The following is a 15,182-nucleotide window of genomic DNA, read 5'->3' on the forward strand; positions in this document are numbered from 1 at the left end:
TTACGGTTATTGATCGATAGATTATGTCGCCAAAAGTCATACGTTATAATCACATGTGATCAGTCAAAGTTATCTTATCAGTAATGATTTTGGTAAGTCAAACAGAACAAGGGCTGCCGGATTTTACGAGCATATCCGGCCTCAACATGATCAAAGGAATCCTCAGCAATTTTCGATGTGCTGGTGCTATTGCCATAAGTATTGCTTTTGGATTCCCAAACTGGCATAAGAGCTGTCCGAAGTCAGTGCTTCCTAAACAGCCTGAAGAAAATCAGGACCAAAATGATTGCGGACAGGACATAGGAAGTGGTGCTGACTGTCGGGTGGGAGGCAGCATTTTTCACACCGATTCCGATAAAGGCCCAGACGAATACGAGCGGATAGATATGATCCTCATTTTTTCGGTGAAAATAAAAAGCCAAGAGTGTGGCGATCACGAGCATGATCAGTGTCCAGGTGACATCCGAAAGACCGAAACCCTTCCAACCTATATCCTTCAAGTAATAGCTGATATTGGCGATGGTGGCGACGCTGATCCAGCCGAGGTAGACAGAAAAGGGAAGAAGATCCCAAAATGAATGGTCTTCATTTTTGATGAGATGATATAGTCGGATGAGAGTCAGCAGCAAACCAATCATCACCAATACCGTCAAAAGGAAAAACTCGTAATGCCATAAAAGGATCCAGGCGATATTAAGGATAGAGCTTAGTACATAAAGCGGAGTGGACTTTTGGTAAACCGGCAAATTCCTCCTTGAAGCGGGAAACTGCCTGATTGTCCAAATGAACAATAAAAAATAAATCAATCCCCATATCCCAAAAACATATCCAGCTGGAGTAAACAACACATCCAGTCTATTTGAAATTTCCCCCGTCGTCTGCCCGTTGATCGGAAGGATATTCGCAAGCGCATTGACCAGTACCACGAGCACGGTGGCAATCAGATTCAATAAAAATCGTCCCATTCTTATCCCAGCCTTCATTTTAGTAGTTTATTCATATTATTCCACTTCCCAAAAGTGCATAACTACATTTAGCCTCTGAGTAAGGAGATAAACATTCCAATGTGTTGGCGGTACCGTCATACCATCTATCCATTGTTTTGATGGTATAACGTTAGTTTGTCCCATTATATTCCATAAATAGGTCTCGAGGCTGATTACAAGTTAAAGCCCCAGCCGGTTAAAGGAAGCGGGGGAGTGCCTTATGATTAACGTATAATCAATTGGAGGCGAAATAAAATGAAAAAAGTGATCAGTTTTGGTTTGGCGGCATTATCGGCTGTTTTAATATTGTCAGGGTGTAATAACACAATTCTTGCTAATAACGAAAGTGATGATGAAATTGTCGTTGAGAAGGATCGGGCAAAGGAGCTTGAGGTTGTTTTGAATTTTGGCGCCGGGAAAATGGATGTTGCGGGCGGTGCAGATGAATGGGTGAATGGCAACGCAATCTATGAACCTGAAAAAATGAAACCTGAAGTCTCATATGATCTAAACGGGAAAGTTGGCAAAGTGGAGATTGCTCAGCCAGACCATTTTAAATTTGGAAAGATGAAGAATGAATGGGACCTGAAAATCAACGAAGATGTTCCAGTGGACCTTGTCGTAAATGCAGGAGCATCAGACACCGATCTGGACTTGAAGGGAATTCAGCTTTCCAACCTTGAAGTGAACGCAGGGGTTGGTGATATAACCGTGGATCTCGGAGGAGATTGGCAAGAAAGCTTTGATGTCCGTATTTCATCGGGAGTAGGAAAGATGACCGTGATTCTTCCAAAAGATACAGGTGTAAGAGTACACGCCCAAAAAGGTATCGGCTCCTCATCCTTTGAAAACTTAATTTCAAAAGGAGACGGCGTCTATGTAAATGAAGCCTACGAAGATGCAAAAGTAAAGATTGATCTGGAAGCAGACTTAGGTGTCGGTGAAGTAACATTTAAAACGGAAAATTAAATCGGTTATAAGGGGACGGTTTCAGCGTTTCATAATTCGTAAAGAATTGTGGGGCTGCGGATCCGTCCCTTTGTCATTGTTTTGGATTTTTATGGTAAAATTTATGTGAGGAGGGATAATGTTGCGATTTAAGATATTTAGAATCATACATGTAGTCATGATGGGGATTATCACGATACCAATCAGTATTTTTATGGCAGCAGGGGCAATTGGTGAAAACTATGGTGATGACTATTTTGTTGATCCTGGGTTCCTTGTGTTTATTTTAATATGGCTAGTTGGTGCTGTTCTTTCTTTCACTAAAAAAGGTGCGAAGTTTGGATTAATCATCAGTGCATTGCCTCCATTACTTTTCCTAGGGGTTATTACTTATACTGTTATTAGTGGCTTTTTTATTTGATTCTTTCTGGCAGGACACCGAAAACATAAATCATTCTTGATGTTAACGTTCAGAGCTTTTCGGGCTCTGGGCGTTTTTTTAAAAAGTCAGGATTGATAAGGTCTCAACCCTTATTAATCAAACGTTTGATTAAGAAAAATCTACTGGTTATATTTATTATAATAATAATGTATCATTTACAATACTGTACGTCATACACTATGATGAGGGTAGGAGTTGATACAATGAGCAATGTGAATGAAATGGTCGATAAATTACTTCAGGAATTGCGCAGGGGGACGATTACGATTGCTGTATTGAGCCAGCTTGAAAAACCTCAGTATGGGTATTCCCTCGTCACTATACTGGCGGAAAAAGGGGTTCAGGTGGAAGCGGGGACCTTATATCCTTTGCTTAGAAGGCTGGAAAAGCAGGGATTACTGATTAGTGAATGGGATACAAATGAAGCGCGCCCTCGGAAATTTTACTTGCTGAGTGCTCTTGGAAAAGACGTTTATATAAAGCTGCTGGATGAATGGAAGAAGATGGCCTCAAGTATGGATGGGCTGATCAATGGGGGAGGAACTGAACATGGAGATGATTAAGAAGTATATTTATGCTGTAACCCACAGGCTTCCGCAGTCTCAGAGAGCAGATATTGCGATGGAATTGAGGGGCTTGATTGAAGATATGCTTGGAGAAAGAACAAATGGACGTCCTACTTCCCAAGAGGATGTGGAAGGTGTCCTGCTTGAGCTGGGCCACCCGAAGGATTTAGCTGAAAAGTACCGCGGATCAAAAAGGTATTTGATAGGACCAGAACTCTTCCACCCATATATAACTGTACTGAAAATAGTCTCTTTTGCTTTGCTGGTCGCCATGAGTGTCGTGTTCGTCATCGAATCCATGGTTGAACCCCGCTCGGTGATTGAGCATATTTTTGGTTTTGTTACATCAGTCATCAGCGCCAGCATGCAGGCGTTCGTTTGGATAACAGTCGGTTTTGCGATCGCTCAATATAAAGGGGTCGCACCAAATGAAGGAATGGCTGAAGAAAATGAAAAATGGTCACCGTCTGACCTGCCACCAGTACCGGAACAGAAAAAAAGGATCAAGCGCGGCGAAGCAATCACAGGAATCGTATTTTCTATCCTATTCCTTGTCTTCCTTCATACTTCCAACCACGTGTTTGGAGTTATAATGTTTGATGATGGCGAACTAGTAAACGTTATTCCGTTTTTAAATAATGAGCGTATAGAACAATTCTTCAACATCATTTATGTCATCACGATGATTGGGATTTTAAAAGAAGGACTAAAGCTGATCATCGGAAAATGGACGAAGAAACTAGCATTGTATAATTTGATTCTGAATGCAGTCACCTTGATTCTTGTAGCATTCTTATTTAAGGACCAGGCGATTTGGAACCCCAACTTTATGCAAGAGTTGAACCAGGTGAGCCAAGCCAATTTGAACCAGGATACGTACGATCTGATAAAAACCATCTGGACGCAATCCAAAACATGGGTCGTCATTGGGTTTGCGATTGTTTTGATCATCGATACAGTATCCGGATTTTACAAAGCATATTTGAAATGAAGCGGGGGACGTTGCTTCTTAAAATGAAACCTTTTCAGAGTAAAAGCGTAACAATAGATAGGGTCCAACGATGAATTCTCAGGGAGGTGCATTGTGGCTGCAACGATTTTTTTTACCGTGGTTATTATGGTCCCGATCTATGCCTTGTTGATCTGGACTTACTATGAACCTGAAGAAAGTATCCTGTTTGGGAGCCGCTGGATGTATAAAGAGGAACCAGAAATATCAAGCAAAGCTGTCCGTTATACAAGATTCGTATCGGTTACTTCGATGATTGCCATCCCTTTTGCTGTCGTGAGTCTCATCCTGGAAATCTATGTCCTTCGATTAGTATTAGTGGTCATTCCGATCGTGTTTATCTTCGGGGGACTCAAAATCTTCACAGATGATAGAGATCAATAAACCGGCTTTATTCTGGGAAGATTCGCAGGACAGTCCCCTGTTTCCTCAGGATTTTGTCGAAGGGTATTTCTTTATTGAGGATATTTTGTTCTTTATAATGAATTTGTGGGCTGGTTTTTTCAAAGGGGGATGAAGATGGCGAAAATCATTGTTACTTATGATCAACCGAAAGACCAAGAAGGTTTTGAAAAGTATTATCATGAGGTTCATATTCCCCTTGTTCAGAAAGTGCCAAATTTAAAAGGTGCAGAGGTTCATCGTGTACTACAATCCATGTATACTGAAGAAAAATTGTACTTGATTGCTGAACTGCAGTTTGAAAGTCCGGAAGTTTTGACACAGGCGCTGGCAACGCCAGAATTCCAGGAAGTGCAGGGAGATGTAAAAAATCTAGTAGCCTTTCTTAATAAGCCCCCGGTAGTGGCGATTGTGGATTAAGCTATTGGAAGCAAGGGGGACGTTCCCTTTGGAAGCGCGGGTCCCCGTGCTTCTTTTTTTCTCTCTTTGTGAGGGATTGGATAATATTTCTGCCATCGAATCTCAAAAATGCGAATATAAGTTAGTATAAAGAGAGTGATCCTTTTTACATAGGAGGTTCGTATGAACGATAAAATCGTGGTAATTACAGGAGCGAATTCTGGTATTGGCAAGGCGGCGGCCATCAAGTTTGGCAATGAGGGGTACACCGTCGTTCTGGCTTGCCGCAACCTTGAGAGAAGCAAAATCGCCCAACAGGAAATAATTGAAGCAACCAAGAATCCTCATATTGATTTACAGCAGCTAGACATTTCTTCATTCAAATCCATCCACCAAATTTCCACAGTGCTCAAAGACAAATATCCAAAATTGGACATCCTGATTCACAATGCGGCCTATTTAAATCATGGGGAGAAAAACTATTTGCTAAGCCAGGATGGCATCGAACTTTCTTTTGCCACGAATACAGTGGGCCCGTTCCTGCTTACCAGGCAATTGGCAGGTATGCTCGGAAAATCGGAGGATGCTCGAGTCCTACACGCCTGCACGACCAATATCAGGCATTTTTTCGATCCAAAAAGGAAAATTGAGTTCGACAACCTCCAGGGAGAGTTCAAAGACGAAAGGACATTCAACGCCTATAAAATGTACGGAGATACCAAAATGGCCTTGTTGCTGATGACATTTAAAATGGCCGAAGAATTGAAAAAACAGCGGATTAGCGTCAATGCTGTGCAAATTTCGGCTATTAAACTATCGAAAGAAACCATTGAAAAATTTCAATCAGGCTGGAAATTCGCGGCGAGGATTCAGAATGTGTTCAGTGCACCCCGTGAAACAATGGCCGACACCTACTTCCACATATGCACTTCAGAAGAGTTTAAGAATGTGTCAGGCAAATTCATCAACGATAAAAGGAAGGTGATGGAGCCATCCCATTATTCCGCTGGACTGGCACAGGATATCAAGCAACTAATGGATCAAAATGTTTACCCGAAATACGCTGACGATCGAGAGAACATCGAGAAAGTCTGGGATCTGTGTGTCAGCATGACGAGCAATCCTGTAAGCAGGGTATAGGGAAGCAATGGGTACGTCCCTACGCGTCAGTGATATTTGGAGCACTCAAAATATTCACTGATGATAATGATCAGTAAACCGGCGTGATCCAGGAAGGATTAACGCCTTTTTTGTTGTATTTAATCAAGTACAGGATTTAAACATACAGGAGGAGAGAACAATGACATTACAGGTTGGAAATATCATAACGTTTAAGCGGACTTTTACAACCAGGGATGTTGAATTGTTTACAGAGATTTCAGGTGATGAAGGAATTCATCACTTAACACCGGATGAACAGGGCAGGCTTGTTGTCCAGGGGTTGTTAACAGCCACACTGCCGACCAAAGTAGGCGGTGACCATAACGTCCTCGCACGGAATATGAATTTCGAGTTCATCAGGCCAGTTTTTACAGGAGATACGATTCTTTGTGAAGTGACAATTGAAAAATACGAAAAGCAGGAAAAGAATCGCACTGCCATAAGAGCGTCCTTCATTTGTACGAATCAGAATGAAAAAGAAGTGCTGACTGGGGAGTTTTCTGGTGTGATTCTATAACTCTAGGTTTAGTGTTGCTTTTTAGCAAGAAAGACAAGGTGGATAAGATGGAAGGTTCTATTAAAATAGAAACAATGCGTGCGGATGATTGGGAAGCGGTACGAGCAATCTACCTTGAGGGAATCGCTACTGGACATGCAACTTTCCAAAAGGAGGCACCCGCCTGGGAGGAATGGGATCTCGGTCATAATGCGGAATGTAGGATTGTTGCGCGTTTAGATGGAGATGTTGTGGGCTGGGCTGCGTTAAGTCCTGTATCAAGCAGGAGTGTGTACGCAGGTGTTGGAGAAGTCAGTGTGTATGTTAGTCAGAAGCATAACGGAAAAGGGATCGGCAGCTTGCTTTTAAAATCCTTGATTGAATTAAGTGAGCAGAATGACTTTTGGACATTACAATCTAGCATTTTTCCTGAAAACGCGGGCAGCATTAGATTACATAAAAGGCATGGCTTCAGAGTAATGGGACGGCGGGAGCGGATCGGTAAAATGGATGGGGTATGGCGCGATACAATCATATTGGAAAGAAGAAGCAGGGTAGTGGGTAATGATTAATTTGGACAACCTATTCTTTGCTGAAACGCGGTAGTATATTTCTCTTCCTTGTGACTCTTGGAGAATTTTGAGCGCAGACAATTAAAAAATGTATTTTTCGACTCACAAGTGGGACGGAAAAACCGCCCCTGTCTCCCCGCTAAAAAAATAAAAGAAGTAACCTACTCCTTTTTGGATGGAAGTTGTCAGCCGCCTTCTACACAGGTTGCTGAAGTACTTCCTACAATATCATTTAATTCCTTGACCAGTGAATCGAGAATATTCCCCTCAACTACTTTTTCTAAAGGGATTTCTGAAATTGCAATGTTGTTCTTTTTAAAGATATCTTTGGTGTTTTCCAAAATTTCAATAATGGATTTTGAGGACATATTTGGCTGGATGACCATAATAGTAGTCTCCTTATACAATATTATTTTAAGTATATCATTTTTCTCCCAATGGGTATTTAATCAAAGCGCGACGTTCCCTGTGCTCCTTTTTTGGTGGATTGGAGCATAAGTTTTTTTTTTTGTTTAAATTTAAAGTACCGATTGCCACTTAATATATTTCAATCTGATAACAATTTCTTAAAAACTTCCCTTTTAATCCGAAGAATGTGATAATATGACGGACAAGTTAAGTGAAAGGGGATTTTATTTTTATGATGAAGCGAATTTTAACAGGAATTCTTTTATTGAGCGTGGCTGTCCTTGTGCTTGGCGCATGCAGCAATGATAGCTCAAAAGGGAATGCTGAGAAAGAAAATAAAGAAGATATGGTTGCAACAGTAGATGGAAAAGGCATTTCTAAAAAGGATTATGAGAAAGAGCTGGACGTCATGAAAGCAACTTACGAACAACAGGGCATGCCGGCAGATCAGATGGACGACAAGCAGAAGGAAGAACTGGAAAAGTCGGTTCTGGATCAAATGATCAATGCAGAGCTGCTTCTCCAGACAGCTGAGAAGGACGGCATCTCGATTGAAGATAAAGAAGTCGATGCAGAGCTAGAAAAAATCAAAACCAACTTCGAAGATGAAAAACAGTTCGAAGACGCACTAAAAAAGAACGAAATGACTGAAAAAGAGCTCAAGGCCCAGCTGAAAAAGCAAATGACGGTCAATAAATATCTGGACAGTAAGATTGGCAAGGTCGAAGCAACTGACGAAGAAATTCAGGCCATGTATGATCAATATAAACAGATGGCACAATCTCAAAAACAAGAGCCAGAAGAATTAGAGAAGATCAAACCACAGCTTGAGCAGCAGGTTCTTTCAGGAAAAGAAAGTGAAAAAATCAGCAAGCTGGTTGAAGACCTACGTAAAGAGAATGAAGATAAAATCAAAATCCTTAAGGCGTAGGAAGCTTTCCTATGTTGCATAAACTAAGGATCTTGAATAAAGCGTAATGCAAGGGGATGGACATTTGTCTATCCTCTTTAATATATTCTCTAAAGCCCTTAGCCTAACTAAGTAAGGGTATTTTACATAATCTATCTTCGCAAAATAAACACGGGACAGATTCAATAGCCCGTCACTGAATCTTCATAAACAAAGACTGTTGACAAAAATAATAAAATCATTTATCTTTAATTCAAGATATTTAATTTCAAGATATTTTTAAAGGAGGGATGAAATGCTGGATATTTTAAAAAGGATAAATGAACTTGCTCTTAAGAAAAAGAATGAGGGATTAACAGAAATCGAAACCGAGGAAATGATCAGGTTACGAAAAGCCTATCTGCAAATCTTCCGCGGATCGATGGAGGATCTGCTATTGAATACAACGGTTGTCGATCCTGAAGGAGCAGATGTAACTCCGAAAAAGTTACGAACAGAACAAGCAAGAATTAGAAAGAAAGCAATCTGGTCGTCTTAAATTATTTATTGACACACAAACGGACTTCGTGTTAAATTTATCTCGAATTAAAAATAAATGAATTCAAGATAAAATTTTTTAAAGAAATATCTCGAAATCGAGACAAAACGAATTAGGAGGAATTTTAAAATGGCAAAATGGACAGTGGATCAATCGCACTCAAGCATCGGATTTGAAGTAAAACATATGATGGTATCGAAGGTGAAAGGTCAATTTGAATCTTACACTGCAGATGTTGAGGCAGCAGACCTAACAGATTTAACAACAGCTTCAATCGCATTCAAGATTGACGTAGCAAGCATTGAAACACGCAATGAAGACCGCGATAATCACTTGAAATCAGCAGACTTCTTCGATGTTGAGAATAACCCGACAATCGATTTCAAATCTACAAGCATCACTAAAGACGGCGATGACTATAAAGTAACTGGCGACCTAACAATCAAGGATGTAACAAAATCAGTAACATTCGATGTGGAATTTGGCGGCAAAGGCACAAACCCATGGGGTGTAGAAGTTTATGGTTTTGAAGCTGAAGCAAAAATTAACCGTGAAGAATTCGGTCTTACTTGGAATGCAGCACTAGAAACAGGCGGCGTTCTTGTAGGAAAAGACATCAAAATCAAAGTGGAATTAGAAGTGAACCCAGCAGCATAAATCGGTTCAAACCCTAGTGGTTATGCTGGATTCGTTGGAATCCAGCTCGACCATTGGTAAGGAGCAATGGAAATGGAACTGCCAAAAGATGAGTTAAAAGCTGTGACTGTGATCATTCGTGCCGCTCAGGCCATCCAGGAAGTGATTCGGAAAGATGCGGCGAAGTTCGGATTGAATCCAACGGAATTCTCTGTGTTGGAGATGTTGTACCATAGAGGGGAACAGCCGATTCAGGTGATTGGAAAAAAGGTTCTTATTTCAAGCGGCAGCATCACTTATGTCATCGATAAGCTTGAGCAAAAAAACTATGTGAAACGCAAGGGATGCCCAGAGGATCGCCGCGTAACCTATGCGGTTATAACAAGCGAAGGGAAAGAATTGATGGATGATATTTTCCCGCAGCATGAATTGGAAATGACCAAGGTTTTCGCTGACTTGGATGCCGACGAGGTCAATCAGACCATTTCTCTATTAAAAAGAATCGGTTACCGGGCGAAGAAATGTTAAATATATATTTTTTTAATTAGATATCTTGAATTCGAGATAATTACAGGAGGAATATTAAAATGATGGATTTAGGTTTGTTAATCATAAGATTGGTGATTGGTATTTTATTTATCGGACATGGTGCACAAAAGCTGTTTGGCTGGTTCGGTGGTTATGGATTAAAGGGAACGGGCGGCTGGTTTGATTCGATCGGCATGAAGCCGGGTGTGACGATGGCGCTTTTCGCGGGATTAGCAGAATTTATAGGGGGAATATTACTAGCGGTAGGACTTTTAACGCCACTTGCGGCTTTAATGATTGCCGGAACAATGCTGATGGCGATTGTAAAAGTGCATGCCCCAAATGGCTTGTGGTCCACTTCAAATGGATATGAATATAACTTAACGTTAATTGCTGTAGCTGTAGGACTAGCACTTATTGGTCCAGGTAAATATGCAATGGATGCAATTTTATTCTAATTTATCTTGGAATCAAGATTTTGAATAGGAGTGAAAAAAATGAGCAAAAAGACAATGGGAATTCACCATATTACCGCAATTGTTGGCCATCCTCAGGAAAACGTCGATTTCTACGCTGGTGTATTGGGTCTGCGCATGGTCAAGCAAACGGTCAATTTTGATGATCCACAAACATATCACCTTTACTTCGGAAATGAAGGCGGAAAGCCGGGAACGATCATTACGTTCTTCCCATGGGCTGGAGCAAGCCAGGGAGTCATTGGTGACGGCCAGGTAGGAGTGACTTCCTATGTGGTACCAGTCGGTGCGATGGACTTTTGGAAAAGGCGCCTGGAAAAATTCAATGTAGCTTTTACAACGATGGAACGCTTTGGTGAGCAGTATCTCGAATTTGATGATCCTCATGGACTTCATATGGAGATCGTTGAGAGAGAAGAAGGCGAAACCAATGATTGGAGCTTTGGTGAGATAACACCATATGTTGCGATTAAAGGATTTGGCGGAGCCACTCTATTATCGACCAAGCCGGAAAAAACCGCTGAATTGCTGGAAAAAGTAATGGGCCTTGAGCTGGAGAGTAAAGAGGGAGATTTCATCCGCTTCCGTTCTTCAGCAGACATCGGGAATGTCATCGACCTGAAATTGACGCCGATTGGACGAGGTGTGATGGGTGTAGGAACGGTTCATCACATTGCCTGGAGAGCTGTTGATGACGACGACCAGCTGGATTGGCAGAAATACGTGGCCGACAATGGTTATGGTGTCACTCCTGTACAGGACAGAAACTACTTCAACGCGATTTATTTTAGAGAGCATGGAGAAATCCTGTTTGAAATCGCAACGGATCCTCCGGGATTTGCGCATGATGAAAGTCAGGAAACAATGGGTGAAAATTTGATGCTGCCTGAGCAATATGAGCAGTATCGCGGTCAGATCGAGAGAAGACTAATCCCGATTGAAGTTAGAGAGTTGGACTGAATCTAATCAGAAAGGATGAGGGCTATGCTTTCAATTGACCCGTCAAGTCTTTCCGAGAGGGACAATTACAAATTCCTGATTGGAAGCATCATTCCCAGGCCAGTCGCCTTCGTCACGACAACCTCGAAGGATGAGGTATTGAATGGAGCGCCATTCAGCTACTTCAATATCGTATCATCCAATCCGCCGATGATTTCTTTATCCATCCAGAGGTCAGGCCGTAATCAGAAGGATACAGCGAGGAACATCCTTGAATCCGGAGAGTTTGTCGTCCACATTGTTGACGAGCATAATGTTGAAAAAATAAACCAGACTGCCGCCAGTCTTGCTGCTGACCAAAGCGAGGTGGAGCTGGCCAGGTTAACTCCGATCGATAACGTGAAGGTTGCTGTGCCTGGTGTGAAGGAAGCCAAAATCAGGATGGAATGCGTGCTGGAGCAATCGCTGGAATTAGGCGGCGGAGATACGGCAGGCTGTGATTTCTTCATCGGAAAAGTCGTTCAGTTTCATATAGAGGAAGGCATCTATGAGAATGGAAGAATCGATGCGGAAGGGCTGGCTGCTGTTAGCAGATTGGCAGGTAACCATTACGCCAAAATTGGAGAGATTTTTGAAATCGAAAGACCGAAATAGATTCCCAAAGCGAAAGGGTGATTGATGAATGCAAAAGACTTCAGGTATCCACCATATTACGGCGATGGTAAATGATGCACAGAGGAATATCGATTTTTATGCAGGCGTACTTGGGTTGAGACTCGTTAAAAAAACGATCAATTTTGATCGCCCGGAAGTGTACCATCTTTATTTTGGTAACGAATCCGGAGATCCAGGGACCGTCATCACCTTTTTTCCATGGGCTAACCAGCTGAAAGGGCGCATCGGCATAGGCCAGGTCGGCGTGACCAGCTATGTCATTCCAGTCGGCTCCCTTCCTTTTTGGAAAGACCGATTGAAACGGTTTGGAGTCAGATTCATTCAGAATGTCCGGTATGGCGAAAGCTATTTACAGTTCCAGGATCCAGACGGGCTTGAAATCGAGCTGGTCGAACGAAACGAGGGGCCAGTCAATACCTGGGGCTTCGGAGGGGTTACATCTGACGTTGCCATCAAAGGGTTTGGCGGGGCGACATTGATTTCGGCGCAGCCTCATAAAACAGCAGAGGTCCTGGAGGATACACTCGGACTAGAGAACATTGGCCAAGAAGAAAGCTTCTTAAGGTTCAAATCAGAAGCTGAGATTGGCAATACGATCGATATCAAGCTCACTCCGTCCGTGCGTGGATTGATGGGTGCAGGAACCGTTCACCATATTGCCTGGAGAGCAAAGGATGAAGAGGATCATAAAAGGTGGAGAGCGCTTCTCGTGGAGAAAGGCTATTATCCAACCGAGATCCTCGACCGCAACTACTTCAACGCTTTGTATTTTCACGAAGGCGGTGGCATTCTCTTTGAAATAGCGACTGATTCACCAGGTTTTGCAGTTGATGAACCAATGGATGCACTGGGTGAAAATTTGATGCTGCCATCGTGGCTGGAGTCAAAGAAGAAGAATTGGAAGACAAGCTGCCAATGGTAGAAGCTCGTATTTTGGAGGGTGATTTGAAATGAAACATATATTCAACAAGGGAAAAGTCCCGACAAAACCAACATTGTTATTGCTTCACGGCACAGGAGGCAATGAATTAGACCTTCTGCCACTTGCTGGAATGATCGATGATGAAGCGTCAGTATTAAGTGTCCGCGGAAATGTATTGGAAAACGGAATGCCAAGATTCTTCCGCAGGCTGGCAGAAGGTGTTTTTGATGAACAGGATCTTATTTTCAGAACAAAGGAATTGAATGAATTCCTTGATGAAGCAGCAGAAAAGTATGAGTTTGACCGCGACAATGTAATAGCGGTCGGCTATTCAAATGGAGCGAATATCGCAGCAAGCTTGCTCTTCCACTATCAGAATGCATTGAAGGGAGCCATTCTCCACCACCCAATGGTGCCGAGAAGAGGCATTGACCTGCCAGAACTGACAGGAACATCGGTATTCATTGCTGCTGGAACTAACGACCCAATCTGCTCACCACAGGAATCCGAAGAGCTAAAATCTCTACTGGAAAAAGCCAGTGCGGATGTAGAGCTTCATTGGGAGAATAGAGGCCATCAACTGACACAGCAGGAAGTCGAAGCAGCGGCGAAATGGTATCGGGATGTAATAGTTAAATAATTATTAGTAGAAGACATTATCGGAGCACTTACGAGGAGCATGAGGACGGGAGCATGGGGACGTATCTTATGCTTCCGTTTTCTTATTTCAATTCATTACTTAGGCCACTGAACGAAAACTCCTAAAATGAAGCAAAGGATCTTAACTCCGATATACATCCATATAACCTCCTAAGAAAGTCTGAACAGTGATTACCCTAATAAAATACACCCTATCTTCCTGATGTTACCGCTTTCATTCACTATCTCGGCCATATGCTCACGAATGGCAGGATATCCCTTGAAACTATACTTGAGGATGTTACCATTAATAACGTTGGCAAAATACGAACGGTATACGAACACTTTTTGAATGAGTGATTGTTCCTTATGTTTTAGAGGGAATCACAAGGAGGTATTGGATGGTAGAGCAAGACAAGAAGATAAAAAGAGTTGTAATTAAGATTGGCAGTAGTTCGCTGACGAGTATGCACGGGGAAATCAGCCGCCGGAAGCTGGAGAACCTAGCGAACCAGATTGTGGCCTTGAAGGATGCGGGGTATGAAACGGCCGTTGTTTCATCAGGCGCCGTAGCAGCAGGGTACCGCAAGCTTGGCTGTATTCAGCGACCGACTTCATTGCCGGAAAAGCAGGCAGCCGCTTCGATCGGCCAGGGCCTGTTAATGGAATCTTACTCAGAACTCTTTTTATCTCACGGGTATGTCGCTTCGCAGATTTTAATCACGAGAAGCGATTTCGCGAATGAAAATCGCTACAACAATATGAAAAATACGCTGAACGTTTTGTTGGAGAGAGGGATCATTCCGATCATCAATGAAAATGACACGGTCACGGTTGACCGTCTGCGTTTTGGCGACAATGACACATTGTCAGCGAAGGTTGCCGCGTTGATCGAGGCAGACCAGCTGATCATTCTTTCCGATATCGACGGCTTGTATGATGCAAACCCGAACAACAATCCAGATGCTAAGTTGCTTGATAAGGTCCATGAAATTACTCCTGAAATCGAAGCAGCAGCAGGCGGTTCCGGAAGCGCGGTCGGTACAGGCGGGATGAAGTCGAAAATCTCCGCTGTAAAAATTGCGATGGCATCCGGTATCGATTCGTTTTTAGGAAAGGCCGACAGCAAGGATATCCTGGTAAAAGCAGTGAGCGGAAGTGCAAAAGGGACGTATTTCAACCAGGATCCCGAAGGCTTCAACCTCGACAACAACCAGCAATGGATCGCGTTCCATTCCGGACCTGAGGGCGAAGTAATCATCAGTCCAGAATCAAAGGCTGCGGTTATCGAGAATCGGAAAAATATCCTCCCATCAGACATCCTTCAGGTAAAAGGAAGGTTCGGAGAGGGGGCGGTTGTCCGAGTGATGGATGAAAACGGAGAAGAAATCGGCCTTGGCCGAATCAATTATTCTAGCGGAAAATTGGAAGAGACACTTAATGAAGAAGAATGTGAAACAAAAGAAGCAATCGAACAGGATACATTTGTCTGTTCACGTGATTTTGCAATGCCGGTATCAGTCTAAAAAT

General features: G+C 42.6%; 20 protein-coding genes and 1 pseudogene. 19 read left to right on the forward strand and 2 right to left on the reverse strand.

Features of this window, described 5'->3' with window-relative positions; all coding sequences use genetic code 11:
- Window positions 1-242 precede the first annotated feature (242 nt).
- The gene (locus tag AC0VX7_RS02730) at window positions 243-965 is read right to left on the reverse strand and encodes a TspO/MBR family protein (RefSeq protein WP_475426558.1); all 723 of its coding nucleotides are present in this window, start codon (window positions 963-965) and stop codon (window positions 243-245) included.
- Window positions 966-1,241: 276 nt separating this feature from the next.
- Between AC0VX7_RS02730 and AC0VX7_RS02735 the strand changes: the two genes are divergently transcribed.
- The 9 genes from AC0VX7_RS02735 to AC0VX7_RS02775 all read left to right on the forward strand — a co-directional run bounded on the left by AC0VX7_RS02735 (window position 1,242) and on the right by AC0VX7_RS02775 (window position 6,981).
- On the forward strand, window positions 1,242-1,955 hold the full coding sequence (locus tag AC0VX7_RS02735; protein ID WP_475426559.1) for a toast rack family protein: 714 nt from the start codon (window positions 1,242-1,244) through the stop codon (window positions 1,953-1,955).
- A gap of 118 nt (window positions 1,956-2,073) precedes the next feature.
- Entirely contained in the window at window positions 2,074-2,355 is a 282-nt protein-coding gene (locus AC0VX7_RS02740) for a hypothetical protein (RefSeq protein ID WP_475426560.1), read from the forward strand.
- A 224-nt stretch (window positions 2,356-2,579) separates the two neighbouring features.
- Window positions 2,580-2,939 (forward strand): PadR family transcriptional regulator, encoded by a 360-nt coding sequence (locus AC0VX7_RS02745; RefSeq protein ID WP_475426561.1) that lies wholly within the window; start codon window positions 2,580-2,582, stop codon window positions 2,937-2,939.
- Window positions 2,926-3,933, forward strand: coding sequence for a hypothetical protein (locus tag AC0VX7_RS02750; RefSeq protein WP_475426562.1), 1,008 nt, complete (start codon window positions 2,926-2,928; stop codon window positions 3,931-3,933). The genes AC0VX7_RS02745 and AC0VX7_RS02750 overlap by 14 nt, the downstream gene beginning before the upstream one ends.
- A gap of 93 nt (window positions 3,934-4,026) precedes the next feature.
- A complete protein-coding gene (locus tag AC0VX7_RS02755) occupies window positions 4,027-4,335 on the forward strand; it encodes a hypothetical protein (RefSeq protein WP_475426563.1) in 309 nt (102 codons plus the stop codon).
- Window positions 4,336-4,470: 135 nt separating this feature from the next.
- Window positions 4,471-4,773 carry an EthD family reductase gene (locus AC0VX7_RS02760; RefSeq protein ID WP_475426564.1) on the forward strand — a complete coding sequence of 101 codons (303 nt, stop codon included), beginning with the start codon at window positions 4,471-4,473 and terminating at the stop codon, window positions 4,771-4,773.
- 162 nt (window positions 4,774-4,935) lie between these two features.
- Window positions 4,936-5,892 carry an SDR family NAD(P)-dependent oxidoreductase gene (locus AC0VX7_RS02765; protein ID WP_475426565.1) on the forward strand — a complete coding sequence of 319 codons (957 nt, stop codon included), beginning with the start codon at window positions 4,936-4,938 and terminating at the stop codon, window positions 5,890-5,892.
- 160 nt (window positions 5,893-6,052) lie between these two features.
- A complete protein-coding gene (locus tag AC0VX7_RS02770) occupies window positions 6,053-6,430 on the forward strand; it encodes a hotdog domain-containing protein (RefSeq protein ID WP_475426566.1) in 378 nt (125 codons plus the stop codon).
- Window positions 6,431-6,477: 47 nt separating this feature from the next.
- A complete protein-coding gene (locus tag AC0VX7_RS02775; protein ID WP_475426567.1) occupies window positions 6,478-6,981 on the forward strand; it encodes an N-acetyltransferase family protein in 504 nt (167 codons plus the stop codon).
- Between the two features lie 185 nt (window positions 6,982-7,166).
- Here the strand turns inward: AC0VX7_RS02775 and AC0VX7_RS02780 are convergent, their stop codons facing one another.
- Window positions 7,167-7,367, reverse strand: a complete 201-nt coding sequence (locus AC0VX7_RS02780; protein ID WP_475426568.1) for a hypothetical protein — start codon at window positions 7,365-7,367, stop codon at window positions 7,167-7,169.
- Window positions 7,368-7,621: 254 nt separating this feature from the next.
- Here AC0VX7_RS02780 and AC0VX7_RS02785 point away from each other — a divergent pair, with 254 nt between their 5' ends.
- The 10 genes and pseudogenes from AC0VX7_RS02785 to proB all read left to right on the forward strand — a co-directional run bounded on the left by AC0VX7_RS02785 (window position 7,622) and on the right by proB (window position 15,178).
- A complete protein-coding gene (locus tag AC0VX7_RS02785) occupies window positions 7,622-8,320 on the forward strand; it encodes a SurA N-terminal domain-containing protein (RefSeq protein WP_475426569.1) in 699 nt (232 codons plus the stop codon).
- Between the two features lie 274 nt (window positions 8,321-8,594).
- Window positions 8,595-8,837 carry a DUF896 domain-containing protein gene (locus AC0VX7_RS02790; RefSeq protein WP_475426570.1) on the forward strand — a complete coding sequence of 81 codons (243 nt, stop codon included), beginning with the start codon at window positions 8,595-8,597 and terminating at the stop codon, window positions 8,835-8,837.
- Between the two features lie 129 nt (window positions 8,838-8,966).
- Window positions 8,967-9,494 (forward strand): YceI family protein, encoded by a 528-nt coding sequence (locus tag AC0VX7_RS02795; RefSeq protein WP_475426571.1) that lies wholly within the window; start codon window positions 8,967-8,969, stop codon window positions 9,492-9,494.
- A gap of 72 nt (window positions 9,495-9,566) precedes the next feature.
- Window positions 9,567-10,001 carry a MarR family winged helix-turn-helix transcriptional regulator gene (locus AC0VX7_RS02800; protein WP_475426572.1) on the forward strand — a complete coding sequence of 145 codons (435 nt, stop codon included), beginning with the start codon at window positions 9,567-9,569 and terminating at the stop codon, window positions 9,999-10,001.
- A gap of 59 nt (window positions 10,002-10,060) precedes the next feature.
- A complete protein-coding gene (locus tag AC0VX7_RS02805) occupies window positions 10,061-10,459 on the forward strand; it encodes a DoxX family protein (RefSeq protein WP_475426573.1) in 399 nt (132 codons plus the stop codon).
- Between the two features lie 39 nt (window positions 10,460-10,498).
- Window positions 10,499-11,437, forward strand: coding sequence for a ring-cleaving dioxygenase (locus AC0VX7_RS02810; protein WP_475426574.1), 939 nt, complete (start codon window positions 10,499-10,501; stop codon window positions 11,435-11,437).
- A gap of 24 nt (window positions 11,438-11,461) precedes the next feature.
- The gene (locus AC0VX7_RS02815; protein WP_475426575.1) at window positions 11,462-12,070 is read left to right on the forward strand and encodes a flavin reductase family protein; all 609 of its coding nucleotides are present in this window, start codon (window positions 11,462-11,464) and stop codon (window positions 12,068-12,070) included.
- Between the two features lie 28 nt (window positions 12,071-12,098).
- Window positions 12,099-13,045 (forward strand): annotated as a pseudogene (locus AC0VX7_RS02820) (ring-cleaving dioxygenase).
- Window positions 13,042-13,653, forward strand: coding sequence for an alpha/beta hydrolase (locus AC0VX7_RS02825; protein WP_475426576.1), 612 nt, complete (start codon window positions 13,042-13,044; stop codon window positions 13,651-13,653). Before AC0VX7_RS02820 ends, AC0VX7_RS02825 begins: the two are co-directional and overlap by 4 nt.
- Before the next feature lie 400 nt (window positions 13,654-14,053).
- The gene (proB, locus tag AC0VX7_RS02830) at window positions 14,054-15,178 is read left to right on the forward strand and encodes a glutamate 5-kinase (RefSeq protein ID WP_475426577.1); all 1,125 of its coding nucleotides are present in this window, start codon (window positions 14,054-14,056) and stop codon (window positions 15,176-15,178) included.
- The last annotated feature ends 4 nt before the right edge of the window (window positions 15,179-15,182 follow it).

The sequence above is a fragment of the Mesobacillus sp. QJM3NY_10 genome (genome assembly GCF_056173465.1).

Coding starts and splice junctions, on each gene's coding strand:
- AC0VX7_RS02740 (WP_475426560.1), top strand. CDS start 2,074: ATGTTGCGATTTAAGATATTTAGAATCATACATGTAGTCATGATGGGG.
- AC0VX7_RS02805 (WP_475426573.1), top strand. CDS start 10,061: ATGATGGATTTAGGTTTGTTAATCATAAGATTGGTGATTGGTATTTTA.
- AC0VX7_RS02825 (WP_475426576.1), top strand. CDS start 13,042: ATGAAACATATATTCAACAAGGGAAAAGTCCCGACAAAACCAACATTG.
- AC0VX7_RS02780 (WP_475426568.1), bottom strand. CDS start 7,367: ATGGTCATCCAGCCAAATATGTCCTCAAAATCCATTATTGAAATTTTG.
- AC0VX7_RS02775 (WP_475426567.1), top strand. CDS start 6,478: ATGGAAGGTTCTATTAAAATAGAAACAATGCGTGCGGATGATTGGGAA.
- AC0VX7_RS02770 (WP_475426566.1), top strand. CDS start 6,053: ATGACATTACAGGTTGGAAATATCATAACGTTTAAGCGGACTTTTACA.
- AC0VX7_RS02745 (WP_475426561.1), top strand. CDS start 2,580: ATGAGCAATGTGAATGAAATGGTCGATAAATTACTTCAGGAATTGCGC.
- AC0VX7_RS02795 (WP_475426571.1), top strand. CDS start 8,967: ATGGCAAAATGGACAGTGGATCAATCGCACTCAAGCATCGGATTTGAA.
- AC0VX7_RS02765 (WP_475426565.1), top strand. CDS start 4,936: ATGAACGATAAAATCGTGGTAATTACAGGAGCGAATTCTGGTATTGGC.
- AC0VX7_RS02760 (WP_475426564.1), top strand. CDS start 4,471: ATGGCGAAAATCATTGTTACTTATGATCAACCGAAAGACCAAGAAGGT.
- AC0VX7_RS02815 (WP_475426575.1), top strand. CDS start 11,462: ATGCTTTCAATTGACCCGTCAAGTCTTTCCGAGAGGGACAATTACAAA.
- AC0VX7_RS02810 (WP_475426574.1), top strand. CDS start 10,499: ATGAGCAAAAAGACAATGGGAATTCACCATATTACCGCAATTGTTGGC.
- AC0VX7_RS02790 (WP_475426570.1), top strand. CDS start 8,595: ATGCTGGATATTTTAAAAAGGATAAATGAACTTGCTCTTAAGAAAAAG.
- AC0VX7_RS02785 (WP_475426569.1), top strand. CDS start 7,622: ATGATGAAGCGAATTTTAACAGGAATTCTTTTATTGAGCGTGGCTGTC.
- AC0VX7_RS02750 (WP_475426562.1), top strand. CDS start 2,926: ATGGAGATGATTAAGAAGTATATTTATGCTGTAACCCACAGGCTTCCG.
- AC0VX7_RS02800 (WP_475426572.1), top strand. CDS start 9,567: ATGGAACTGCCAAAAGATGAGTTAAAAGCTGTGACTGTGATCATTCGT.
- proB (WP_475426577.1), top strand. CDS start 14,054: ATGGTAGAGCAAGACAAGAAGATAAAAAGAGTTGTAATTAAGATTGGC.
- AC0VX7_RS02730 (WP_475426558.1), bottom strand. CDS start 965: ATGGGACGATTTTTATTGAATCTGATTGCCACCGTGCTCGTGGTACTG.
- AC0VX7_RS02735 (WP_475426559.1), top strand. CDS start 1,242: ATGAAAAAAGTGATCAGTTTTGGTTTGGCGGCATTATCGGCTGTTTTA.